The sequence below is a fragment of the Caballeronia sp. EK genome (assembly GCF_014384845.1).
Taxonomy (GTDB): domain Bacteria; phylum Pseudomonadota; class Gammaproteobacteria; order Burkholderiales; family Burkholderiaceae; genus Caballeronia; species Caballeronia jiangsuensis.
Map to the genome: position 1 here is coordinate 396,328 of NZ_JACSUE010000003.1, position 24,986 is coordinate 421,313.

The window sequence follows — 24,986 nt, forward strand, 5'->3', positions numbered from 1 at the left end:
TTTGATCAAACGCGCTAAGATGCCTCCATGGAAACCAAGAACCCTTCAAAAATTCTCGTCGTCGACGACGATCCGCGCCTGCGCGATCTGCTGCGGCGCTATCTCGGTGAACAGGGCTTCAACGTGTACGTCGCCGAAAACGCGCCGTCGATGAACAAGCTCTGGGTGCGCGAGCGTTTCGATCTGCTCGTGCTCGATCTGATGCTTCCCGGCGAAGACGGGCTTTCCATCTGCCGGCGTCTGCGCGGCAGCAACGATCGCACGCCGATCATCATGCTCACCGCGAAGGGCGAAGACGTCGATCGCATCGTCGGGTTGGAAATGGGCGCGGACGACTATCTGCCGAAACCGTTCAATCCGCGCGAGCTCGTCGCACGCATTCACGCGGTGCTGCGCCGTCAGACGCCGTCCGAATTGCCGGGCGCGCCGTCCGAGACCACCGAAGTGTTCGAGTTCGGCGAGTTCGCGCTGAACCTCGCGACGCGCACGCTCACGAAGAACGGCCAGGAAATTCCGCTGACGACCGGCGAGTTTTCGGTGCTGAAGGTGTTCGCGCGTCATCCGCGTCAGCCGCTCTCGCGCGAGAAGCTGATGGAACTCGCGCGCGGACGTGAATACGAAGTGTTCGATCGAAGCCTCGACGTGCAGATCTCGCGTTTGCGCAAGCTGATCGAGCCCGACCCCAGCAGCCCGCGTTTCATTCAGACCGTGTGGGGCCTCGGCTACGTCTTCATTCCCGACGGCGCAGCCTGATCGATATTTGAGCGAGTTTCGTCACGCTTTCTCCCCTTTACCGAGCTGAACCCGACAGACCCATGCGCATCGACAGGCGGCTACTGGCGCTCGCGTTCGGCGGCCTGTTCTGGCGAACCTTCGCGCTGATCGCGCTGCTCATCGCCGTCAGTCTGACGGCGTGGTTCCAGAGCTTTCGCGTGATCGAACGCGAACCGCGCGCGCAGCGCGTGGCGCTTCAGCTCGTCGCCGTCGTCAAGCTCACGCGCACCGCCCTGCTCTATTCCGATCCCGATCTGCGCCGCGCGCTGCTTCAGGATCTGGAGAGCAACGAGGGCGTGCGCGTGTATCCGCGCGAGACCACCGACAAATACAAGCTGCAGCCGGACGAATCGCTCAACCGGCTGATCGAACGCGACGTGCGCGGCCGGCTCGGCAACGAGACGATCATCGCGCAATCGGTCAATGACATTCCCGGTGTCTGGATCAGCTTCAAGATCGATGACGACGATTACTGGGTCGCGCTCGACCGCGATCAGCTCGACACCGTCACCGGCCTGCAATGGGCCGGCTGGGGTGTGTTCGCACTCGCGCTGTCGCTGTTCGGCGCGGCCTTCATCACGAGTCTCGTGAACCGGCCGTTCGCGCGTCTCGCGCTCGCGGCGCGCAAGGTCGGCTCGGGGCAGTCGCCTGAGCCTTTGCCCGAGCGCGGCATGGGCGTGGCGGCGGAAACCAACCGAAGCTTTAACCAGATGGTGCAGGATCTCGAACAGCTCGAGGCGGATCGCGCGCTGATGCTCGCGGGCATCTCGCACGATCTGCGCACGCCGCTCGCGCGCCTGCGTCTGGAAACGGAAATGAGCCCGTCGGACGAAGCGACCAAGCTCGCGATGATCGACGACATCGAGCAGATGGACATGATCATCGGCCGCTTCCTCGATTACGCGCGGCCGATGCAGCGGATGCCCGAAGCGGTGGATCTCTCGATGATCGCAAGCGAGCTCGCCGCGCGCTTCCAGGCCGACGACGGCGTCGTGATGCACACCGATCTCGCGCAAGGCGCGGTCATCGAAGGCGATCCGACCGATGCGCGCCGCGTGGTCGGCAATCTGCTGGAAAACGCGCGCAAGTACGGACGCAGCGAACAGGACGACATCGCGCGCATCACGCTGCAGACGCGCGTCGCGCACGGCAAGGTCGAACTCTCCGTGATGGACGAAGGCCGCGGCATTCCCGACGATCAGGTCGCGCTCATCACGCGCCCGTTCTATCGCGTCGATACGGCGCGCACGCAGGCGAACGGCACGGGTCTCGGCATGGCCATCGTTCAGCGCCTCGTCACGCGTCAACGCGGCACGCTGAGGCTGCGCAACCGCACGCCGCTTCCCGGCTTCGAAGTGACGATCGATTTCCCGCCCGTGAAAGGCGGCGCGCGCTTCGAAGGCTAGACGCCGCTTATCGGCCGAATCGGTAGCCAGAAACCACCGAGCCGATCATTTAATTAGAGTTAAGATGAACCGGGTTAACGCGTAGCACGCATTGGCATGAAAGTGTCACGCGTGCGTTATGGCGATCCAGTAATTTGGTCGAGCTTGTCCTTTCAACGATTTCACAGGAGTTACTGCATGAAGACCGTTGGCGATAAAGTCGAAGCATTTACCGTTACCGCTGCGAAACCGGGTTTCAACCATCACGAAGAAAACGGCCAGTCCGCTTTCGAGGAAATCACCGAGCAGTCGTTTCCGGGCAAGTGGAAGATCATTTACTTTTATCCGAAGGACTTCACGTTCGTGTGCCCGACGGAAATCGTCGAGTTCGCGAAGCTGGCCAAGGATTTCGAGGATCGCGACGCGGTTCTGCTCGGCGGCAGCGTCGATAACGAGTTCGTCAAGCTCGCGTGGCGCCGCGAGCACAAGGACCTGAACAAGCTGAACCACTACGCGTTCGGCGACGTGAAGGGCGAACTGATCGACCAGCTCGGCGTGCGCGACAAGGAAGCCGGCGTGGCGCTGCGCGCGACCTTCATCGTCGATCCGGACAACGTCATCCAGCATGTGTCCGTCAACAACCTGAACGTGGGACGCAGCCCGGAAGAAGTCCTGCGTATTCTCGACGGCTTGCAAACGGACGAACTGTGCCCGTGCAACCGCGCTGTCGGCGGCTCGACGCTGTAAGCGTTTCCTGATGCCGCGAAGCCCGCCTTCGGCCGAGCGTATCCGGCCGCGGCGGGCTTTTTAACGCCATCGAACTGGAGAGAACAATGGAATTCCTGTCTGCGATCAAGGAACTCGTGCCCGACTACGCGAAGGACATTCGCCTGAACGTCGATGGCACGATCGCCCGCTCGTCGCTCGAAGGCAACGATGCGGTTGGCGTCGCGCTTGCCGCCGCTTATGCCGCGAAGGCGACGAAGCTCACCGGCATCATCCGCAATGCAGGCGTGCTGTCGCCGGAAGAAACCAACGCCGCCCTGACCGCCGCCGCGCTGATGGGCATGAACAACGTCTGGTATCCGTATCTCGAGATGGCCGACAACGCCGATCTCAAGACGCAGCCCGCCGGCCTGCGCATGAATGCCTATGCGTCGCACGGCGGCGTCGACAAGCGGCGCTTCGAGATGTACGCGCTCGCGGCGTCGATCATCGGCAAGTGCCACTTCTGCGTGAAATCGCACTACGCGAATCTCGTGACCGAAGGCATGTCGACGACCCAATTGCGCGACGTCGGACGCATCGCGGCGGTGATCAATGCCGTCGCGCTGACGATCGAAGCGGAAGGGAAGTAAGTCTTCGAAGACGCCACGCTCTGGCAGCGTGGCGTCGTCTCATCCGTCGATCGATGTGCGGCGCAGCAGCACCGCCGCCTGCGCTTCGATGCCTTCCTTGCGGCCGAGATAGCCCAGCTTTTCGTTCGTCTTGGCCTTCACGTTCACGCGGTCGATGGCGAGATCGAGATCGGCGGCGATATTCGCGCGCATCGCATCGATATGGGGCGCGAGTTTCGGCGCTTGCGCGATGATCGTGCTGTCGACGTTCGCGATGGCGAATCCCGCTTCCGACACGCGCTTGAACGCCTCGCGCAGCAGCACGCGGCTGTCGGCGCCGGCGAATTCCGTCGCCGTGTCCGGAAAATGCCGGCCGATATCGCCGAGCGACGCCGCGCCGAAGAGCGCATCGGTGATCGCGTGCAGGAGCACGTCGGCGTCGGAGTGGCCGAGCAGGCCGCGTTCGTAGGGAATCGTCACGCCGCCAATGATGAGCGGGCGGCCCTCGACGAGCTGGTGGACGTCGTACCCTTGTCCGATTCTGAAATCCATCGATTCAAACCTTCGTTGAGTGTGAGTCAGGCGTTCGCGGAGAGGACCGCGCCCGCGAGCGCGAAATCTTCCGGATAGGTCACCTTGAAGTTGCGCAAGCTGCCCTGAACTAGTTTCGGCGAGTGCCCGAGCCATTCGACGGCGCTCGCTTCGTCCGTCAGATCGTGGCCGTCGTGACGCGCACGCTCGATCGCTTCGCGCAGCATGCCGAGCCGGAACATCTGCGGCGTCTGCGCCTGCCAGAGCCCGTCGCGCGATTCCGTGCGCGCGATGCGCGTCTCGCTTTCGCCGGCAACGGCAGGCACGTCGGGCATGTTCGGTGCGACGCGCTTGAGCGTATCCGCGAGCGGCAGTGCGAGAATGCCGCCGACCGTATCATCGCGCAGTTCCGCGACAAGTTTGCGAATCAGCTCCGGCGTGATGCCGGGCCGCGCGGCGTCGTGCACGAGCACCCAGTCGTCCTCGCGCGCGCCGAATTTCGCGAGCGCGAGCAGCCCGTTGTACACCGACGCCTGCCGCGAGGCGCCGCCGCAGCGCTCGACCGCGAAGCGCAGTCCGGCGAAGCGGCGGGCGTCGAAGTGGTGGTCGTCCGGTGCGAGCACGACGAGTGTCTGCGAGAATTCGGAGCACGCGTCGAACGCCGCAAGCGAGTACGCGAGCATCGGACGGCCCGCGACAGTCTGGTATTGCTTCGGCATCGGCGCACCGGAACGGCTGCCGGTTCCGGCGCAGGGAATCAGTGAAAACAGGCGCGAAGTCACGGGCGAATAATGTGGGCAAGTCAAAGTTGAAGCCCGGATTTTATAATAGGTCTTTCGCGATCACGTCCCGCGCGCGGTAGTCGACTCTCCGAACCCGCGTTTGCCGGACGGCTCCATGCACACTCTATGCCTTCCAAAGCCGTCAACGCGCAGTCCAGTTCTCCCATCGCGCTCGTGAAGCCGGGCCAGCGCTTCGTCTTCGACGGGGCCTCCGGCTCCGCCGACGCGCTCGCCATCGCGCGCTATCACACCGCGTATCGCGAGAGCGTGCCGCTCCTGACGGTCCTGACCGCGGGCGCCGTCGATGCACAGCGTCTCGCCGCCGAAATCCCCTTCTTCGCGCCGGACGCGCGCGTGCGGCTTCTGCCGGACTGGGAAACGCTGCCGTACGACACTTTCTCGCCGCACCAGGATCTCGTGTCCGAGCGTCTCGCCACGCTGCACGACCTCGGCGAAGGCCGTTGCGACATTCTGATCGTGCCCGCGACGACGGCGCTTTACCGCATGCCGCCCGCCTCGTTTCTCGCGGCCTACACGTTCTCGTTCACGCAGGGCGAGCGCCTGAACGAGGCCAAGCTCAAGGCGCAATTGACGCTCGCGGGCTACGAGCACGTGAGCCAGGTCGTGCGGCCGGGCGAATACTGCGTGCGCGGCTCGCTCATCGACCTGTATCCGATGGGCTCGGCGCTGCCCTATCGCATCGACCTGTTCGACGATCAGGTGGACTCCATCCGCGCATTCGATCCCGACACGCAGCGCAGCCTCTACCCCGTGCGCGACGTGCGTCTGCTGCCGGGCCGTGAGTTTCCGTTCGACGAAACCGCGCGCACCGCTTTTCGCAGCCGCTGGCGCGAAGTTTTCGAGGGTGATCCGAGCCGCTCGCAGATTTACAAGGACATCGGCATCGGCGTGCCGTCGGCGGGCATCGAATATTATCTGCCGCTCTTTTTCGACGAAACCGCCACGCTCTTCCACTATCTGCCGGAAGGCTCGCAGCTCGCGTTCGTCGGCGACATGGATGCGGCGATCAAGCGCTTCACGAACGATACGAAGCAGCGCTTCGACTTTCTCTCGCACGACCGCGAGCGGCCCTTGCTCGAACCGCGCCGGCTCTTTCTGAGCGACGACGATTTCTTCACGTTCGCGAAGCCCTTCGCCCAACTGAAATTCCCGAGTACGCCGGAAGGCGGCTGGGCAGTGCCGCTGCCGGGACTCGCCCTCGACCGTCACGCCGACGAACCTTTGCTCGCGCTGCGCCATTATCTGGAGCAGACGGAGAACCGCGTGATGCTCGTCGCGGAATCGGCGGGACGGCGTGAGACGATGCAGCAACTGCTCGCGGACAACGGCCTGCGCGGCGAGTTGCGCGACACATTCCAGGAATGGCTCACGAGCGACGCCCGATTCACGCTCGGCATCGCGCCGCTGGCGAACGGCTTCGCGCTGCCCGCGGAGAAGCTGTCGATCATCACCGAGACGGAGCTTTACGGGCCGCTCGCGCGCCGCGCCGGGCGACGTCGCCAGGAGCAGGCGAGCAACGTCGATTCGATGGTCCGCGATCTCGCCGAGCTGAAGATCGGCGATCCCGTCGTTCATGCGCAGCACGGCATCGGCCGCTACATGGGCCTCGTATCGATGGATCTGGGCGAAGGCGAAACCGAATTCCTGCATCTCGAGTACCAGAACGAATCGAAGCTGTATGTGCCGGTCGCGCAGTTGCATGTGATCTCGCGCTACAGCGGCGCGGACCCGGAAAGCGCGCCTCTGCATACGCTCGGTTCCGGCCAGTGGGAAAAGGCCAAGCGCAAGGCTGCGCAGCAAATCCGCGATACGGCGGCGGAACTCCTCAATCTCTACGCACGCCGCGCCGCGCGCGAGGGCTACGCGTTCAAGCTCGAACCGCGCGATTACGTGAAGTTCGCGGAAAGCTTCGGCTTCGAGGAAACGCCCGATCAGGCGGCGGCGATCGCGGCGGTGATCGGCGACATGACGAGCGGCAAGCCGATGGACCGCCTCGTGTGCGGCGACGTCGGCTTCGGCAAGACTGAAGTCGCGCTGCGCGCCGCGTTCATCGCGGTGATGGCGGGCAAGCAGGTCGCGATTCTTTCGCCCACTACGCTGCTCGCCGAACAGCACACGCAGACCTTCACCGACCGCTTCGCCGACTGGCCCGTGCGGATCGCGGAGCTCTCGCGCTTCAAGACCGGCAAGGAAGTATCGACGGCCGTGCAGCAGATCAATGACGGCTCGGTCGATATCGTCATCGGCACGCACAAGCTCTTGTCGGGCGATGTGAAGTTCAAGCGGCTCGGGCTTGTGATCATCGACGAGGAACACCGCTTCGGCGTGCGGCAGAAGGAAGCGTTGAAGGCGTTGCGCGCCGAAGTCGACGTGCTCACGCTCACCGCGACGCCGATTCCGCGCACGCTCGGCATGGCGCTCGAAGGCCTGCGCGATTTCTCCGTGATCGCGACCGCGCCGCAGAAGCGACTCGCGATCAAGACCTTCGTGCGGCGCGAGGAAGACGGCGTGATCCGCGAGGCGATGCTGCGCGAACTCAAGCGCGGCGGCCAGGTGTACTTCCTGCACAACGAGGTCGAGACGATCGAGAATCGCCGCACGATGCTCGAGGCGTTGGTGCCGGAAGCGCGTATCGCGGTGGCGCACGGACAGATGCACGAACGCGAGCTCGAGCGCGTGATGCGCGATTTCGTCGGGCAGCGCGCGAACGTGCTGTTGTGCACGACGATCATCGAAACGGGCATCGACGTGCCGAGCGCGAACACGATCCTCATGCATCGCTCGGACAAGTTCGGTCTCGCGCAGCTGCATCAGTTGCGCGGACGCGTGGGGCGTTCGCATCACCAGGCGTATGCGTATCTGCTCGTGCATGACCCGCAGTCGCTGACCAAGCAGGCGCAGCGCCGGCTCGAAGCGATCCAGCAGATGGAGGAGCTCGGCTCGGGCTTCTATCTCGCGATGCACGACCTCGAAATCCGCGGCACGGGCGAAGTGCTCGGCGACAAGCAATCGGGCGAGATTCACGAGATCGGCTTCCAGCTTTACACGGACATGCTGAACGACGCGGTGCGCGCTTTGAAGGAAGGTCGCGAGCCGGATCTGAACGCACCGCTTGCCGCGACGACCGAGATCAACCTGCACGCGCCCGCGATTCTGCCCGCCGATTATTGCGGCGATGTGCAGGAGCGTTTATCGCTGTACAAGCGGCTTGCGAACTGCGAATCGAGCGATGCCATCGACGGCATTCTCGAAGAACTCGTCGACCGTTTCGGCAAGCTGCCGCCGCAGGCGCATGCGCTCGTCGAGACCCATCGGTTGAGGCTGGCTGCGAAGCCGCTGGGCATCTCGAAGATCGATGCGGCCGAGCAGTCGATCTCGTTGCAGTTCATTCCGAATCCGCCGGTCGATGGGATGAAGATCATCGAGATGGTTCAGAAGCATAAGCACATCAAGCTCGCGGGGCAGGACAAGTTGCGCATCGAGGCGCGGAGTCCTGATCTTGCTGTGAGGATTTCTACGGTTAAGGAGACGCTGCGGGCGTTGGGTGGGCCGGTGAGGCAGGCGGTTGCTGTGCGGTGAAGGTTTGCTGGTTTTGTGGATGGCCTGATTTCGTGTCGGTCTATTAGCACCGCCCCTCCCCGGGGCGGGGGTCACTTTCTTTGCTGCTGCAAAGAAAGTAACCAAAGAAAGCAGCTTCTCACCGCCCGCGGTCACACGCACGTTGGCCATGCTTGCCAGCCGCCGATGGCCCTCGCCTAAGTGTCGCCCCCAAAGGCCCAATCGGGCTTGGCTCGCGCACGGTCTGCCGCACCAAATGGTTTGGCGCGCTGGTTCAGCACGAAAGAGCTTCGGCACAGCGCTACGCGCTGCCGTGGGGTATGCGAGGGAACCCATCGAAGAAGAAGCACGCGCACACCCGATTGACCCATCGGCCGCGTAGCGGGCTGGAGCTATTTGGTGCTGAACCAGTTTGTTCCGTGGTGCGATGTGTCAGACCGTGCGCGGTCCAAGCCCTTGTCTGCTTGTGGGGGCCTCGCTACTGCCGGGCCATTCAGCCAATCGCCTGTGCCGCGGCCGGCATGAAGTGCTTAGGCTGGGGATAGCTGTTTCTTTGGTTACTTTCTTTGCAGCAGCAAAGAAAGTGACCCCCGCCCCGGGGAGGGGCAGTGCCAATAGACCGACACGAATACGGGATCCGGCGACAAACCAAGAACCCAAAACCCAAACCCCAAAAGCCCCCCGCTGCGGGCCAGCACCCCACATTTGGGCTATGATCAAACCCTACCCGCCGGAGCCAAAAAAATGTCCCAAACCGCTAATGCGGCGCATCCCGAAGCTCAATCCAGGACCGAAACGCCCATTTCCCTGCCGTGGATCGAACGGCTAGTCTCCATCGATACAGTCAGCCGCAATCCGAACCTCGGCCTGATCGAAACCGTTCGCGACGAGCTGCGCCACGCTGGCATCGAAGCGACCATCACCAACGATCCGCGCGGCCAGTGGGCGAACCTCTTCGCCACGGTCCCGGCGCACGACGGCGAGACCAACGGCGGCATCGTGCTGTCGGGTCATACCGATGTCGTGCCGGTCGACGGTCAGGACTGGCAGAGCGACCCGTTCAAGCCCGAAGTCCGCGATGGCCTGCTCTACGGTCGCGGCTCGTGCGACATGAAAGGCTTCATCGGCGCGGCGCTCGCGATGCTGCCGAAAATGCAGGCGACGAAGCTCGCCAAACCCATCCACTTCGCGCTGTCCTACGACGAAGAAGTCGGCTGCGCCGGCGCGCCGCTGATGATCGCGGACCTGCAAAAGCGTGGCGTGAAACCGGACGGCTGCATCGTCGGCGAGCCGACATCGATGCGCCCGATCATCGCGCATAAAGGCATCAACACGTATCACTGCTGCGTGCGCGGGTTCGCCGCGCACTCGTCGCTGACGCCGAAGGGCCTGAATGCCATCGAGTACGCGGCGCGGCTCATCTGTCACATCCGCGATCTCGTCGACGAGTTCCGCGCGAAGGGTCCGTTCGACGAGCTCTACGACGTGCCCTTCACCACCGGTCAGACGAGCACGATCAAAGGCGGCAACGCGATCAACACCGTGCCCGCCGAATGCAACTTCGAGTTCGAGTTCCGCAATCTGCCGACGATAGATCCCGACCAGATCTTCAGACGCATCGAGGCGTATGCGCACGACACGCTGCTGCCGAAGATGCTGAAGGAGCACGGCAAGGCAGCTATCGAATTCACGAAGCTCGCGTTCGCGCCGGGCCTCGACGCCACCGAGCAGGCCGCGATCACGCAACTCGTGCGCGCGCTCACGCAAGATCAGGACAAGCACAAGGTCGCCTACGGCACCGAAGCGGGCCTGTTCGCCAATGCCGGCGTGCCGAGCATCGTGTGCGGTCCGGGCAATATCGAGCAGGCGCACAAGGCGAACGAGTACGTGTCGCTCGAACAGCTCGTCCAGTGCGAGGCGTTCCTCGGCAAGTTCATTCACAGCATGTCCGTCGAAGCACAGGCTCGCTGACTCTTCAGAACAAAAAGCCATGTCCACTGCCACGCAGCATTCCGACAATACGATCGACGGCACGCCGATTCCGACGCTCGACGAAATCGCCGAGCAGCACATGGCGCTCACGCCCTGGGTCGCGCGCACGCCCACTTTCGAGCGTCACGATTTTCCGACGCTCGAAGGCACGCCGATCACGTTCAAGTTCGAACTGCTGCAGGCGAGCGGCACGTTCAAGGCGCGCGGCGCGTTCTCGAACATCCTCGCGCTTTCGGAAAGCGAACGCTCGGCGGGCGTCACCTGCGTGTCGGCGGGCAATCACGCGGTGGCCGTGGCCTACGCGGCGCAGCGCATGGGCGTGGGTGCGAAAGTCGTGATCATCAAGAGCGCGAGCCCGGCGCGCGTTGCGCTGTGCCGGCGCTTCGGCGCGGAAGTGGTGTTCGCGGAGAACGTCGCGGAGGCATTCGATGTCGTGCGACGCGTCGAAGCGGAAGAAGGACGCGTCTTCATCCATCCGTTCAACGGCTATCGCACGGTGCTCGGCACGGCGACGCTCGGCTACGAGTGGACCTCGCAAGCGCCCGATCTCGACGCCGTGATCCTGCCGATCGGCGGCGGCGGCCTCGCCGCGGGCGTATCGACGGCGATGCGTCTCGCGAATCCGTCGCTGCACGTCTTCGGCGTGGAGCCGGAAGGATCGGACGCGATGAAGCGCAGTTTCGAAGCGAATCACACGATCAAGATGGGCGCGATGCACGGCATCGCCGATTCGCTGATGGCCCCGCACACCGAGCAGTACAGCTACGAGTTGTGCCGGCGGCATATCGATGACATCGTGACCGTGTCGGACGATGCATTGCGGCATGGCATGCTGCAACTCTTCAGCGAACTCAAGCTCGCGGTCGAACCGGCGTGCGCGGCGGCCACCGCCGCCCTGCTCGGCCCGCTGCGCGAGCGTTTGCAGGGCAAGCGCGTCGGCGTGCTGTTGTGCGGCACCAATACCGATCCGGCGACCTTCGCGAAACACCTGGCGAACGCCTGAAATGCACGCGGCCCCGTACAGGGGCCGCGTTTCCATTCGTGTACTTTCTCGGCGTTACATCACGCCCGCGAGCCTTCTGCGCTCGCTGCGCTGCATGAACGCATTCGCCGCGACCACACCGATCGTCACGAGCGCGATGAACAAGGTCGCGAGCGCGTTCATCTCGGGGTTCAGACCCAACCGCACCCGCGAGAACACGACGAGCGGCAGCGTAGTCGAGCCTGGGCCGGACAGGAACGCCGACAGCACGAGATCATCGATCGACAGCGTGAACGACAGGAGCCAGCCGGCGACGAGCGCCTGCGAAATCAACGGCAGCGTGATCGAGAAGAACACGCGCAGCGGCGTCGCGCCGAGATCGAGCGCGGCTTCTTCCAGCGACGGATTCAACTCCCGCACGCGCGATTCCACGATGATCGCGACATACGAAATGCACAGCATCACGTGCCCGATCCAGATCGTGAAGAAGCCGCGATCCGGCCAGCCGATGAGCTTCGCCATTTCCACGAACAGCAGCAGCAGCGAAATGCCCTGAATGACTTCGGGAATCACGAGCGGGGCGTTGATCATGCCCGCGTAGAGCGTGAACCCCTTGAAGCGTCCCATGCGCGCCAGCACGAAACCCGCCCACGTGCCGATCACGACCGACGCGCACGCCGTAAAGAACGCGATGCGCAACGACAGCCACGCGGCGTTGATCAGCTCGTCATCCGTGAAGAGCGCGCGATACCACTTGAGCGACGGCTCCGTCCACACGGTGACGAGCGGCGAGTCGTTGAACGAATAGACGATGAGACTCAGGATCGGGATATACAGGAATGCAAACCCGAGGCCGAGCGCGGTGATCTGCAATGGACGGCTGGGCTTGATCATCGCTTCTCCTCCAGTTGCTTCGCCTGGAAGTGCTGGAAGAGCGCCATCGGCACGAGCAGCAGCAGGACCATTGCGCAGGTGACGGCGGACGCCATCGGCCAGTCGGCGTTGTTGAAGAACTCGTTCCACATGACGCGGCCGATCATCAGCGTGTCCGCGCCGCCGAGCAGCTCGGGAATCACGTACTCGCCCACCGCCGGAATGAACACGAGCAGACAGCCCGCGATGATGCCGTTCTTCGACAGCGGCAACGTGATCTGCACGAACGCCTTCCACGGCTTCGCGCCGAGATCGTAGGCGGCTTCGAGCAAGGTCAGATCCATCTTCACGAGATGCGCGTAGAGCGGCATCACGAGAAACGGCAGATAGGAATACACCATGCCGATATACACCGCGATATTCGTGTGATACAGCTCGATCGGCGAATGCAGCAGGCCGATCGACATCAGGAAATTGTTCAGCAGGCCGTTGTTCTTGAGAATGCCGATCCACGCATACACGCGAATCAGAAACGACGTCCAGAACGGCAGCATCACCGCCATCATCAGAATGTTGCGCGACGACGGATTCGAGCGCGCGATGTAATACGCCATCGGATAGCCGATCAGAAGGCACAGCAGCGTCGACACGGCCGCGACCAGCAGCGAGTTCATGTAGGTCGCGAAGTACAGGCTGTCCTGCACGAGGAACGCGTAGTGCGCGAAGTCGAGCGCGATATGCATCACGCCTTGTTCCATCGACACGAGATCCGTGTACGGCGGAATACCGAGCTGGCTGTCCGCGAAGCTGATCTTCACGACGAGCAGGAACGGCACGAAGAACAGCAGCAGGAGCCACAGATACGGGCCGCCGATGACGAGCGTGCGCCCCGACACGCCCATGCGCTTGAGCAGCTTCATCATGAGGTCAGCACCACGCCCGCTGACGCGCTCCAGCGCACGTAGACTTCGTCGTCGAAGGTGGGCGAATCGATCTCGCCGATCGCGAGGCTCGACAAATTCGCGACCACGACCTTGCCCGAATCGAGCGTCACGTGATAAAGCGTGTAGCCGCCCATGTACGCGATGTTCGTCACCCTGCCGCGACCCCAGTTGTACGTGCCCTCGGGCGGCTTGCGCGTGAGCGCGATGCGTTCGGGGCGCACGGAGATCGTCACCGGCATGCCGAGCGGCCCGGTGATGCCGTGGCTTACATAAAGACGCACGGGCAAATCTTGCGATTCGACGAAGACGTGATCCGGCTCGTCTTCCACGACATTGCCATCGAACAGATTGGTCGAGCCGATGAACTGCGCCGAGAAGCGCGTGTTCGGATATTCGTAGACCTCGTGCGGCGTGCCGAGCTGCACGATCTGGCCTTCGCTCATCACGGCGAGGCGATTGGCCATCGTCATCGCCTCTTCCTGATCGTGCGTCACCATGATGCAGGTGACACCGACCTGATCGAGAATGTTGACGAGCTCGATCTGCGTGCGCTGGCGGATCTGCTTGTCGAGCGCGGACATCGGCTCGTCGAGCAGGAGGAGCTTCGGGCGCTTCACGAGACTGCGCGCGAGCGCGACACGCTGTTGCTGGCCGCCCGACAACTGATGCGGCTTGCGCTTCGCGAACTTCCCCATCTGCACGAGTTCGAGCGCGTTGTTCACGCGGTCCTTCAGCTCGCCGCCCTTCACGCCTTCCTGCTTCAGCCCGAACGCAACATTCGATTCCACGCTCATGTGCGGAAAGAGCGCGTAGGACTGGAACATCATGTTCACCGGCCGGTTATACGGCGGCATCTTCGCGAGGTCTTCGCCGTCGATCAGGATCTGCCCTTCGGTCACCGACTCGAGCCCCGCGAGCATGCGCAAAAGCGTCGACTTGCCGCAGCCCGAGCTGCCGAGCAGCGCGAACAGCTCGCCCTTCTTCACCGACAGGTTGACGCCCCGCACGGCCGTCGTCTCGCCGAATTTCTTCACGACGTCGACGATCTGCACGAAGTTGTCGTCCGTGCCCTGGGCCGATGGAGAAATGCCCGGCTCGCGCCGGCCGGAATTAGGCGCTGCCTTCAACGCGCTCGACTGCTCACTCATGATTGCCTGTTCGACTCCCTGCTTCCATGCGATGCGATCACGAACAAAGCCCCCGGAGGTCCAGGGGCTTCGTCGATTCAAAAGAATAACCGGCTTTTGCGATTCATCGGCCGGACTTGAATTCCGTCCAGAGCCGCGTCTGCAGGCGCTGGATTTCAGGCGGCAGCGGCTTCAGCAGGAACAGCGTCTTGATGACGTCCTGCGGCGGATACACGGCCGGATCGTTCGCGACGTCCTTGTCCACATACTTGCGCGCTTCCAGATTCGCGCTCGGGTAGTAGACCGCGTTCGTGATCGCGGCGTGAACCTGCGGCGTCTCGATGTAGTTGATCCACTCGTGCGCGGCGTCCTTGTTCTTCGCGTCCTTCGGGATCGCCATCACGTCGAACCATACGGGCGCGCCGCCCTTCGGAATGTAGTACTCGATCTTGAACGGCTTCTTCGCCTCGACCGCGCGATGCTTCGCGATCACGACATCGCCCGACCAGCCGTAGGTGAAGCAGATGTCGCCGCCGACCATGTCGTTGATGTAGCCCGACGAGTTGAACTGCGTGATGTACGGGCGGATCTTCTTCATCATCGCGAGGGCTTCGCGATAATCGGCCGGATTCGTGCTCATCGGATCCTTGCCGATGTAATGCAGCGCCGCCGCGAACATCTGGTCCGGCGCGTCGAGCACCGAGACGCCGCACGCCTTCAGCTTCGAGATGTTCTCGGGCTTGAAGAGGATGTCCCAGTTGTTCAGTTCGGCGTTCGGCCCGAGAATCTGTTTGGCCTTGTCGACGTTGTAGCCGAGGCCCGTCGTGCCGTAGGCCCAGGGCACCACGTACTTGTTGCCCGGATCGGCGCCCTCGACGAGCTTCATCAGGTCGGGATCGAGATACTTCAGGTTCGGCAGCTTCGACTTGTCGAGCGGCATGAAGATGTTCGCGGCGATCTGCTTGCCCGCGTAATTGCTCGTCGGCACCACGATGTCATAGCCCGAACGGCCGGTGAGCAGCTTGGCCTGAAGGGTGTCGTCGCTGTCGTAGTTGTCGTACTTCACCTTGATGCCGGTCTGCTTGGTGAAGTTGGGAATCGTGTCCTTCGCGATATAGTCGGACCAGTTGTACACATTCAACTGCGTGTCCTTCGCGGATGCCGCGAGCGGAGTCAGCATCGCGACGCATGCCAGTGCGCCCGCCAGCTTGGCCGTGCGGCCCGCCAGTTTCTGGTTCATTTCGATTCTCCCTTGTTCCGACTTGTCACGGTGTCGCGCTGCGCCGGTCCGGCGCTTCGTCTCATCGCCGATCTGGCCGCGACTCCCTTAAAACCCCGAAAAACTACCATTAAACGCATGCCCGACAAAAAATAAAGAGTCGCGTGTCGCGCAAAATGTACACGCCCTTGCGCGGTGCGGCGACAGTCTTGCCAGGCGGGCTTCTCGACGGCTTCGCGCGACGCGCGGCCGGCAGGAAAGAGCGCGCATTTTAGCCCTTAATCGGCCCCGGCGGCACCTGATAAAACCACACTCGTCAAAAGGGGACGCGATCGCGTAAGCCCGATGCAATGTCATCATTCGCAATCGGCCTCCGGCGCCCGCGAATGGGCGCCCGCGCCTGACGAATAGCCAGCGGAACAGTTGTTGCGAGCCAATTCGACGTGCGCCGCGAAGTGCGGCGTCTTCTGAACCGGCAACGCACGCGCATACGACTGAATCGGCGCCGCCGTTGCATCGCTATTCGAGGCCGCTTTCCGCATGAACACCACTCCGTCCGTGCTCGCCCAGCTTTCCGCCGCGCCGTCCGACGCGCAGTCGCCCGCGGCGAGCCGCGAGGACCGCCGACGGGACCCGCGCCCGCACGGACGCTGGTATTCGTTCGCGGGCGCGGGCGCGCTCGTCGCCGTGGGTTACATGGATCCCGGCAACTGGGCGACGGCGCTCGCGAGCGGCGCGCGCTACGGCTACTCGCTGCTCTTCGTCGTGCTGCTCGCGAGCCTGATGGGCATGCTGCTGCAATGGATCGCGTCGCGCGTGGGTGTCGTGACCGGGCGCGATCTCGCGCAACTCTGCCGCGAGCGCTACAGCCGGCGCACGACGCTCGTGCTGTGGATTGCGTGCGAAATCGCGATCATCGCGTGCGATGTCGCGGAGGTCGTCGGCAGTGCGGTCGCGCTGCAACTGCTATTCGGCTTCTCGCTGACCGTGGGCGTGCTGATCTCGGCGGTCGCGACCTTTGCGATGCTTGCGCTGCAAAGCCGCGGCAGGCGTCCGTTGCAGCGCGCCGTGACCGCGCTGATCTTCTTCGTGAGCTTCTGCTTTGTTGTCGAACTCGTGCTCGCGCATCCGGTCTGGGGCGACGCGATGCGCGGGCTCGCGCCCTCGGGCAAGCTGCTGCGGGATGCGGGCATGCTCTGGCTCGCGGCAGGCGTGCTCGGCGCGACGGTGATGCCGCACAACCTTTATCTGCACTCGGCGCTCGTCAAGGACCACGCGGACCCCCGCGACGACGCGGCCATCGGGCGGGCGCTGCGCGGCGTGAACATCGACACGTTCGGCGCGCTCGGGCTCGCGTTCATCGTCAACGCGTCGCTTTTGGTGGTCGCGGCGGCCGTGTTCCACGCGACCGGCCATACGGACGTCGACGATCTCGCCGATGCGCACCGGCTCATCGAGCCGCTCGTCGGCAGCCACTGGGCGGGCGTCGTGTTCGCAGCCGCCCTGCTCGCCTGCGGCCTGAACGCGACGGTGACCGGCACGCTCGCCGGCCAGGCGGTCATGGAAGGCTTCTTGCGGCTGAAGATGGCGCGCTGGGCACGGGCGCTGCTGACACGCGGTCTCGCGATCGGCCCGGCGCTCGTCGCGGTGGCGAGCTTCGGGCAGCACGGCTCGAACGCGCTGCTCGTCGCGACGCAGGTGGTGCTGAGCCTGCAATTGCCGCTCGCGGTGATTCCGCTCGTGCGCTTCGCCTCGGATGCCGGGCTGATGGGCCGCTGGCGCGTCGCGCGCGTGCCGCTCGCGCTCGCGTGGGCGTGCGCGGGCGTGATCGTCGCATTGAACGGCGCGATGCTGTGGCAGGCGGTGTTTCCGGGCTGAGCTTTCTGATTTCGTGTCGATGTCGGGATCGTGACGCGGCTCGCGTTGTCAGACCGTTCTGGCGCCCGCCTCCGCCCAAAAAACAGGACACAAACCATATGGCTCAAGGCCCACGATCGATTTTCTTTTCCGTCCGCGCACGCTCGCTTGCACTTCTTATCGCCGCCATCGGCGCAAGCGGCGCGGCCCACGCGACCGTCGCGGTGCTTCAGCCCGCACGCGAAGCAGCCGCCTCGCAGCCGCTCGAACTGACGCTCCTCTACACCGACGATGACGCGAAACCCCTCACCGTCGACGTGCCCAAACAATTGACCGTGAATCTGACGAACGGCGATCTGCCGCCCGCGCCGCTCACGCTCGAACGCGATCCCAAGGTGCCGGACCGTCTGCGGCTCGCGCCCGGCCAATATCGCCGCGTGCGCTATACCGCGCCCTGGCCGGAATCGGCGCGCGGCACGGTGAAGATCGATCCGGTCGGCTTCGATGCATCGCCGATGCTCGTCACGATCAATCGGAGCGACACGCAGACGCAAGTCGCGGCGGCCGAGCGTCGCGAGACGCAGGCGACGACACCCGCGCAACTCGCGAGCGCCAGCGCCGCCGCCAACACCGCCGCCGTGCCGACGACCACCACCGACACGATGCTCTCCGGCCGCCTTTCCACCTTCGAGCCGATGTACTTCGCGGACGGCAAGAACGGCGACAACCTCGCGAAATTTCAGTTCAGCTTCAAATATCGCCTGCATCTGCCCGACGACCCGCGCTCGCGCGGCTTGCTGGACAATCTCTACTTCGGTTACACGCAGACGGCGATATGGAATCTGTCCGCCGAGTCCGTGCCGTTCCGCGACATCAGTTTTCAGCCGCAACTGTTCTACTACGTGGAGGACACCGGCTGGAAGAGCGCGCTCTTCACGCGCATGGGCGTGTCGGCGGGTTTCGGACACGAATCGAACGGCAGGAGCGGCGACGATTCGCGCTCGATCAACATTGCGTTCGTGCGCCCGACCTGGGATTTCGGCGACCTGAACGGCAACCACCTGACGCTGTCGCCGAAGTTCTATTACTACCTGTCGAAGTCGGGCAACGAGGACATCGCAAATTATCGCGGCTATGTCGATTTTCTCGTGAAGTACGGCAGCCCGGACGGATGGCAGCTCGCCACGACACTGCGCAAGGGTACGAAACACTGGTACGGCAGCGTCGATTCGCAGCTCACGTACCCGCTCGCGAAGCTGATCGGCAGCGCATGGGGCGGCTATCTGTTCGTGAGTTACTTCAACGGCTACGGCGAGGACATCCTCGATTACAACCAGCGAAATCACTGGATCGCGCGGATAGGCTACAGTATCGCGCGTTGAGTTTCTTTTACGAATTTGAACGCCGCGTTGTCGCCCTCTTTTCCGGCGATGATGCGGTCACGAGCCAGCCCAATGTCTTCGAACCTTCACGACCTGCCCGACAGCCCATGTATCGGCGTGTGCTCCACGCTTTTCGACGAAGTCTGCAAAGGCTGCGGCCGCACCGCGGGCGAGGTGTCCAACTGGGTTTTTCTCTCCGACGAGGAGAAACGCGTGATCTGGACTCGCATCACGAGCGAGGGTACGGCGATGCGGTTTCGGAACGACAGGCTCTGAGCGCAATGAAAAACGGCCCGCTCTTTCGAGACGGGCCGCTTCGATGCCTACGTAAGCAGGGAGATTACTGAATCCCCTGACTCGACAGGAAATCCTCGTAATTCCCGCCGAAATCGCGCAGCGTGCCATCGGTTTTCACTTCGATGATCCGGTTCGCCAGCCCGCTCACGAACTCGCGGTCGTGCGACACGAAGATCAGCGTGCCTTCGAACTTGTCGAGCGCGATCTGCAGCGATTCGATGGACTCCATGTCCATGTGGTTGGTCGGCTCGTCCATCATCAGGACGTTGTGACGGCCGAGCATAAGCTTGCCCCAGATCATGCGGCCCTTCTCGCCGCCCGACAGCACCTTCACGTTTTTCTTGATGTCGTCCGCATTGAACAGCAGGCGGCCGAGCGTGCCGCGCATCATCTGCTCGTCGTCGCCTTCCTTGCGATACTGGTCGATCCACTCGGTCAGCGTCTCGTCCTTCGGAAACTCTTCGTACGTGTCCTGCGGCATGTAGCCGACGTTCGCGTTCTCCGCCCACTTCACGGTGCCGTGATCGAGATCCAGCGCGCCCTTGAGCGACTTGAGCAGCGTGGTCTTGCCCGCGCCGTTCTCGCCGATGATCGCGATGCGCTCGCCCGGCTGCACGGAGAGAGAGAAGTTCTGGAAGATCGTCCGGTCGTACTTCTTCGTCAGATCCTCGGCCACGACCGCGATGTTATGCAGCTTCTTCTCGAACTCGAAGCGGATGAACGGATTCTGACGCGACGACGGCTTGAATTCCTCGATCTTGATCTTGTCGATCATCTTCAGACGGCTGGTCGCCTGACGCGCCTTCGACTTGTTCGCCGAGAAGCGGCGCACGAAATCCTGCAGATCGGCCACGCGGTCCTTCGCCTTCTGGTTCGCTGCCTGCTGACGCTCGCGCGCCTGGGTCGACGCGAGCATGTAGTCGTCGTAGTTGCCCGGCCAGACCTTCAGCGTGCCGTAATCCATGTCCGCCATGTGGGTGCAGACCTGGTTCAGGAAGTGTCGATCGTGCGAGATGATGATCATCGTCGAGTTGTACTGGTTGAGCACGTCTTCCAGCCAGCGGATCGAGTTGATGTCGAGGTTATTGGTCGGCTCGTCGAGCAGCAGCACGTCGGGTTTCGAGAACAGCGCCTGCGCGAGCAGCACGCGCAGTTTCCAGCCCGGCGCGACGTTGCTCATCGGGCCGTTGTGATCGTTGATGTTGATGCCGATGCCGAGCAGCAGTTCGCCCGCGCGCGCTTCAGCCGTGTAGCCGTCGTATTCGGCGAAACGGGCTTCGAGTTCGGCGGCGCGCATGTAGTCGTCGTCGGTGGCGTCCGGGTTCGCGTAGATCGCGTCGCGCTCGGTCATCGCGGCCCACATTTCCGTGTGGCCCATCATCACGACGTCGAGCACGCGCATGTCTTCGTACGCGAACTGATCCTGGCGCAATTTACCGAGACGGACGTTCGGCTCCAGCATGACGTTGCCCGCACTCGGCTCCAGATCGCCGCCCAGGATCTTCATGAAGGTCGACTTGCCGCAGCCGTTGGCGCCGATCAAGCCATAGCGGTTTCCTTCGCCGAACTTGACCGAGATGTTCTCGAAGAGGGGCTTGGGCCCGAATTGCATGGTGATATTGGCGGTAGACAGCACGGCGCGTCCTTTTGAATGGGGTACGACGAAAAACCTAAGATTTTAGCAGCTTTTGGCGGGATTTAACGCGGGTCGAGGCTTGAAACCCGCTTCCGCCGCGCATCGAATGAAAAAGGGCGCGGTCCAGACTGGCCGCGCCCCGTGCGTCTTCGCGATAAATCCGCACGAGGCGGATGCGCCTCCCCGATCAGGTGCGCTCGGCGATGAAAGCCTTCACCACGCCCGCATCCGCAGGAACGATATCGAACCTTTGTGGCAGTTTTTCAAGGCCCGCGAACGCCGCCGGCCGCTCCGGCTCGCGATTGAGCGCCTCGCGGATCGTCTCGCCGAACTTGATCGGCTGGGCGGTTTCCAGAACGATCATCGGCACGCCCGGCTTCAGGTTCTCGCGCGCGACCTTCACGCCATCGGCGGTGTGGGTGTCGATCATCGTCTGGTAGCGCTCGTACACGTCGCGGATGGTGTTCACGCGGTCATCGTGATCGCTCTTGCCCGACACGAAGCCGAATTCCCGCACGCGCGCGAAATCGCCGCTCGCCGCGAGATCGAAGCCGCCCTTCTCCTCGACATCGCGGAACAGTTGCAGCACTCGCGCCGGATCGCGGCCGAGCAGGTCGTACACGAAGCGCTCGAAGTTCGACGCCTTCGAAATATCCATGCTCGGCGACGTCGTGTGATACGTCTCCGCCGCGCCGCGCACGCGATACACGCCCGACTTGAAGAACTCGTCGAGCACGTCGTTCTCGTTGGTCGCGACGACGAGCTGATCGATCGGCAAGCCCATCATGCGCGCGATGTGTCCCGCGCACACATTGCCGAAGTTGCCCGACGGCACCGTGAACGACACGCGCTCGTCATTGCTCGCCGTCGCGGCGAAGTAGCCCTTGAAGTAGTACACGACCTGCGCGACGACGCGCGCCCAGTTGATCGAATTGACCGTGCCGATCTTGTGCTTCGCCTTGTACGCGTGATCGTTCGATACGGCCTTCACGATGTCCTGACAGTTATCGAAGTTGCCCTCGACAGCCAGATTGAAGATGTTCGGGTCCTGCAGCGAGAACATCTGCGCGGTCTGGAACGCGCTCATCTTCCTGTGCGGCGAGAGCATGAAGACGCGCACGCCGCTCTTGCCGCGCATCGCGTATTCGGCGGCGCTGCCGGTGTCGCCCGAGGTCGCGCCGAGGATGTTCAGCGTCTCGCCGTGCTTCGCGAGCGCGTACTCGAACAGATTGCCGAGCAGTTGCATCGCCATGTCCTTGAAGGCGAGCGTCGGGCCATTCGAGAGTTCCAGCAGCGACAAGGTCGTGCCGTTTTCCTCGCCGAGCGTCTTGAGCGGCGTGATCTGCACGGCGCTCTCTTCGTGGCGCACGTTGCTGTACACCTGCGCGGTGTAGGTCTTGCGCGTGAGCGAGCGCAGGTCTTCGGCGGGAATGTCGTCGCTGAACTTCGACAGCACTTCGAATGCGAGATCCGCATACGACAGCGTGCGCCAGCGCGCGAGTTCATCGGCCGATACGCGCGGATATTCCGCCGGCAGATACAGCCCGCCATCTTTCGCCAGGCCGCCGAGAAGAATGTCCGAGAACGTGTGGCGCTCGTTGCTGCCGGCGCCGCGCGTCGAAATGTAGTTCATCTTGCTTGCCCTTAGTTGAGCGCTTCCATGCGCAGCTTCGTCACCTTCGAAACGACCGTGGACAGCGCTTCGATCTCCGCGATCGCCGCGTTCACGTTCTTCTCCACCGTTTCGTGCGTGATGAGGATGATGTCGGTTTCGCCCTTGTTCGCGCCGTCGACTTCTTCCGATTCCTTCTGCAGCAACGCGTCGATGGAGATGGCCTTGTCCGCGAGAATGCGCGTGATGTTCGCGAGCACGCCCGTCACGTCCGCGACGCGCAGGCGCAGGTAATAGCCGCTCGTGACTTCGTCGATCGGCAGGATCGGCGTGTTCGAGAGGCTATCCGGCTGGAACGCCAGATGCGGCACGCGATGCTCCGGATCGGCCGTGTGCAGGCGCGTCACGTCGACGAGATCGGCGACCACGGCGGAAGCGGTCGGCTCCGCGCCCGCGCCCTTGCCGTAGTACAGCGTGGTGCCGACCGCATCGCCATGCGCGACGACCGCGTTCATCGCGCCTTCGACATTCGCGAGCAGGCGCTTGGCGGGAATGAGCGTCGGATGCGTGCGCAATTCGATGCCCTTCTCCGTACGCCGCGCGATGCCGAGCAGCTTGATGCGATAGCCGAGATCCTCCGCGTAGCGAATGTCGATGGCCGCCAGCTTGCTGATGCCTTCCACATACGCGCGATCGAACTGCACCGGCACGCCGAACGCGATCGCGCTCATGATCGTGACCTTGTGCGCGGCGTCGACGCCTTCGATATCGAAGGTCGGATCGGCTTCGGCGTAACCGAGCTCCTGCGCGGCTTTCAGCGCGGTCGCGAAGTCGAGGCCGCGGTCGCGCATCTCCGAGAGAATGTAGTTCGTCGTGCCGTTGATGATGCCCGCGATGTACTCGATGCGATTCGCCGTCAGCCCTTCGCGCAGCGCCTTGATGATCGGAATGCCGCCCGCCACCGCCGCTTCGAACGCGACCATCACGCCCTTCGCGCGCGCGGCTTCGAAAATCTCCGTGCCGTGGACCGCGAGCAGCGCCTTGTTGGCCGTCACGACATGCTTGCCATTGGCGATCGCGCGCAGCACCAGCTCGCGCGCGAAGCCCGTGCCGCCGATCATTTCGCACACGATATCGATGGAAGGATCGTCGACGACCGCGCCAAAGTCGTCCGTCACCGCGATGCCTGCCTGCTTCGCGGCCTCGGCCTTCGCCGGCGTGCGCACCGCGACGCGCGCGATTTCGATGCCGCGTCCGGCGCGTCGTTTGATTTCTTCCTGGTTGCGGCGCAGCACCGTGAAGGTGCCGCTGCCGACCGTGCCGAAGCCCAAGAGTCCTACTTTGATCGGTTCCATGCAGGGCGAGTCTTTAAAAGAGAGATTAAGCGGAATGTCGTTTGCGATAGCCGTCGAGGAAGCGCGCGATGCGGTTGATCGAATCCGCGAGATCGTCGACGTTCGGCAGGAAGACCACGCGGAAGTGATCCGGTGTCGGCCAGTTGAAGCCCGTGCCCTGCACCAGCAGCACACGCTCCTCGAGCAGCAGGTCCGTGATGAACTGCTGGTCGTCCTGGATCGGATACATCTTCGGGTCGAGCTTCGGGAACATGTAGAGCGCGGCCTGCGGCTTCACGCAGGTCACGCCGGGAATGGCCGTGAGCATGTCGTAGGCGAGCTCGCGCTGCTTGTAGAGGCGTCCGCCCGGCACGATCAGGTCGTTGATGCTCTGATAGCCGCCGAGCGCGGTCTGGATCGCGTACTGGCCGGGCACGTTCGGGCACAGCCGCATCGACGCGAGAATGCCCAGGCCTTCCAGATAATCCTTCGCGCGGCGGCGGTTCTCTTCGATCAACCCGGAAATCGCCATCCAGCCCGCGCGATAACCGCACGAACGGTAGCTCTTCGACAGGCTGTTGAACGTGACCGTGATCACGTCCTCGGACAGCGCGGCCATCGACGTATGCGTTTCGCCGTCGTAGACGATCTTGTCGTAGACCTCGTCCGCGAAGATGACCAGGCCGTGCTCGCGCGCGATGCCGATCAGCTCGCGCAGCAACTCGTCCGAGTACAGCGCGCCCGTCGGATTGTTCGGGTTGATGACGACGAGCGCCTTGGTGTTCGGCGTGATTTTCGCGCGGATGTCGTCGAGATCGGGCATCCAGCCGTTGCTCTCGTCGCACATATAGTGGCGCGGCGTGCCCGACGAGAGACTCACGGCGGCCGTCCACAGCGGATAGTCCGGCGCGGGCAGGAGCACTTCGTCGCCGTCGTTCAGGAGCGCCTGCATCGCCATCACGATCAGCTCGGACGCGCCGTTGCCGATGTAGATGTCGTCCAGTTCGACGCCCGTCACGCCCTTTTGCTGCGTGTAATGCATGATCGCCTTGCGCGCGGCGAACACACCCTTCGAATCCGAATAGCCTGACGATCCCGGCAAATTGCGGATCATGTCCTGAATGATCTCGTCCGGCGCCTCGAAACCGAAAGGCGCCAGATTGCCGATGTTCAGCTTGATGATGCGGTGGCCTTCCTCTTCGAGGCGCTTCGCGTGTTCGAGCACGGGCCCGCGAATGTCGTAGCAGACGTTTTGCAGCTTGTTGGATTTGAGAATCGGTTTCACGGCTGGCGCTCTGGGTCTGGGTGTTGATGCGGACTGGTTGTTCTGATGTCGCTCAGGT

General features: G+C 63.3%; 21 protein-coding genes. 10 read left to right on the plus strand and 11 right to left on the minus strand.

Annotated features, from left to right (window positions below; all coding sequences use genetic code 11):
* Positions 1-27: 27 nt before the first annotated feature.
* From ompR to IAG25_RS10500, 4 genes are all read left to right on the plus strand, one after another.
* Positions 28-753 carry an osmolarity response regulator transcription factor OmpR gene (gene ompR / locus IAG25_RS10485; RefSeq protein ID WP_008349770.1) on the plus strand — a complete coding sequence of 242 codons (726 nt, stop codon included), beginning with the start codon at positions 28-30 and terminating at the stop codon, positions 751-753.
* Between the two features lie 62 nt (positions 754-815).
* Positions 816-2,180 (plus strand): ATP-binding protein, encoded by a 1,365-nt coding sequence (locus tag IAG25_RS10490; RefSeq protein WP_035498710.1) that lies wholly within the window; start codon positions 816-818, stop codon positions 2,178-2,180.
* A 177-nt stretch (positions 2,181-2,357) separates the two neighbouring features.
* Positions 2,358-2,906, plus strand: coding sequence for a peroxiredoxin (locus tag IAG25_RS10495; RefSeq protein WP_035498713.1), 549 nt, complete (start codon positions 2,358-2,360; stop codon positions 2,904-2,906).
* Positions 2,907-2,992: 86 nt separating this feature from the next.
* A complete protein-coding gene (locus tag IAG25_RS10500; protein WP_187604796.1) occupies positions 2,993-3,517 on the plus strand; it encodes a carboxymuconolactone decarboxylase family protein in 525 nt (174 codons plus the stop codon).
* Positions 3,518-3,556: 39 nt separating this feature from the next.
* On the opposite strand, the gene ispF is transcribed toward IAG25_RS10500, so the two are convergent.
* Together ispF and ispD are read right to left on the minus strand one after the other, a co-directional pair.
* Positions 3,557-4,048 (minus strand): 2-C-methyl-D-erythritol 2,4-cyclodiphosphate synthase, encoded by a 492-nt coding sequence (gene ispF, locus IAG25_RS10505; protein ID WP_187604797.1) that lies wholly within the window; start codon positions 4,046-4,048, stop codon positions 3,557-3,559.
* A 26-nt stretch (positions 4,049-4,074) separates the two neighbouring features.
* The gene (gene ispD / locus IAG25_RS10510) at positions 4,075-4,809 is read right to left on the minus strand and encodes a 2-C-methyl-D-erythritol 4-phosphate cytidylyltransferase (RefSeq protein ID WP_187604798.1); all 735 of its coding nucleotides are present in this window, start codon (positions 4,807-4,809) and stop codon (positions 4,075-4,077) included.
* A 126-nt stretch (positions 4,810-4,935) separates the two neighbouring features.
* On the opposite strand from ispD, the gene mfd reads away from it, so the two are divergent.
* The 3 genes from mfd (at position 4,936) to IAG25_RS10525 (ending at position 11,383) form a co-directional block, all read left to right on the plus strand.
* Positions 4,936-8,409 carry a transcription-repair coupling factor gene (gene mfd, locus IAG25_RS10515; protein ID WP_187604799.1) on the plus strand — a complete coding sequence of 1,158 codons (3,474 nt, stop codon included), beginning with the start codon at positions 4,936-4,938 and terminating at the stop codon, positions 8,407-8,409.
* Between the two features lie 723 nt (positions 8,410-9,132).
* Positions 9,133-10,359, plus strand: coding sequence for an acetylornithine deacetylase (gene argE, locus IAG25_RS10520; RefSeq protein WP_187604800.1), 1,227 nt, complete (start codon positions 9,133-9,135; stop codon positions 10,357-10,359).
* A gap of 19 nt (positions 10,360-10,378) precedes the next feature.
* Complete coding sequence (locus IAG25_RS10525; RefSeq protein WP_187604801.1) at positions 10,379-11,383, plus strand: threonine/serine dehydratase; 1,005 nt, start codon at positions 10,379-10,381, stop codon at positions 11,381-11,383.
* Between the two features lie 54 nt (positions 11,384-11,437).
* Here IAG25_RS10525 and IAG25_RS10530 read toward each other — a convergent pair whose 3' ends face one another.
* From IAG25_RS10530 to IAG25_RS10550, 5 genes are all read right to left on the minus strand, one after another.
* On the minus strand, positions 11,438-12,253 hold the full coding sequence (locus IAG25_RS10530; protein WP_187605061.1) for an ABC transporter permease subunit: 816 nt from the start codon (positions 12,251-12,253) through the stop codon (positions 11,438-11,440).
* Positions 12,253-13,158, minus strand: coding sequence for an ABC transporter permease subunit (locus IAG25_RS10535; RefSeq protein ID WP_187604802.1), 906 nt, complete (start codon positions 13,156-13,158; stop codon positions 12,253-12,255). Before IAG25_RS10535 ends, IAG25_RS10530 begins: the two co-directional genes overlap by 1 nt.
* Positions 13,155-14,327, minus strand: coding sequence for an ABC transporter ATP-binding protein (locus IAG25_RS10540; RefSeq protein ID WP_187604803.1), 1,173 nt, complete (start codon positions 14,325-14,327; stop codon positions 13,155-13,157). Before IAG25_RS10540 ends, IAG25_RS10535 begins: the two co-directional genes overlap by 4 nt.
* A gap of 103 nt (positions 14,328-14,430) precedes the next feature.
* Positions 14,431-15,546 (minus strand): polyamine ABC transporter substrate-binding protein, encoded by a 1,116-nt coding sequence (locus IAG25_RS10545; RefSeq protein WP_187604804.1) that lies wholly within the window; start codon positions 15,544-15,546, stop codon positions 14,431-14,433.
* 335 nt (positions 15,547-15,881) lie between these two features.
* Positions 15,882-16,067: a hypothetical protein gene (locus IAG25_RS10550; protein WP_187604805.1), complete on the minus strand. Its 186-nt coding sequence runs from the start codon at positions 16,065-16,067 to the stop codon at positions 15,882-15,884.
* Here IAG25_RS10550 and IAG25_RS10555 point away from each other — a divergent pair.
* From IAG25_RS10555 to IAG25_RS10565, 3 genes are all read left to right on the plus strand, one after another.
* A complete protein-coding gene (locus IAG25_RS10555) occupies positions 16,066-17,403 on the plus strand; it encodes an Nramp family divalent metal transporter (protein ID WP_187604806.1) in 1,338 nt (445 codons plus the stop codon). The genes IAG25_RS10550 and IAG25_RS10555 overlap by 2 nt on opposite strands.
* A 98-nt stretch (positions 17,404-17,501) precedes the next feature.
* Positions 17,502-18,764, plus strand: coding sequence for a phospholipase A (locus tag IAG25_RS10560; RefSeq protein ID WP_187604807.1), 1,263 nt, complete (start codon positions 17,502-17,504; stop codon positions 18,762-18,764).
* A 72-nt stretch (positions 18,765-18,836) separates the two neighbouring features.
* Entirely contained in the window at positions 18,837-19,040 is a 204-nt protein-coding gene (locus tag IAG25_RS10565; protein ID WP_187604808.1) for a DUF1289 domain-containing protein, read from the plus strand.
* 64 nt (positions 19,041-19,104) lie between these two features.
* Here IAG25_RS10565 and IAG25_RS10570 read toward each other — a convergent pair whose 3' ends face one another.
* From IAG25_RS10570 to IAG25_RS10585, 4 genes are all read right to left on the minus strand, one after another.
* Positions 19,105-20,697 carry an ABC-F family ATPase gene (locus IAG25_RS10570; protein WP_035498737.1) on the minus strand — a complete coding sequence of 531 codons (1,593 nt, stop codon included), beginning with the start codon at positions 20,695-20,697 and terminating at the stop codon, positions 19,105-19,107.
* A 187-nt stretch (positions 20,698-20,884) separates the two neighbouring features.
* Positions 20,885-22,330 (minus strand): threonine synthase, encoded by a 1,446-nt coding sequence (gene thrC / locus IAG25_RS10575; protein ID WP_187604809.1) that lies wholly within the window; start codon positions 22,328-22,330, stop codon positions 20,885-20,887.
* Positions 22,331-22,341: 11 nt separating this feature from the next.
* Positions 22,342-23,664: a homoserine dehydrogenase gene (locus tag IAG25_RS10580; RefSeq protein WP_187604810.1), complete on the minus strand. Its 1,323-nt coding sequence runs from the start codon at positions 23,662-23,664 to the stop codon at positions 22,342-22,344.
* A gap of 25 nt (positions 23,665-23,689) precedes the next feature.
* A complete protein-coding gene (locus tag IAG25_RS10585; protein WP_187604811.1) occupies positions 23,690-24,928 on the minus strand; it encodes a pyridoxal phosphate-dependent aminotransferase in 1,239 nt (412 codons plus the stop codon).
* Positions 24,929-24,986: the final 58 nt, after the last annotated feature.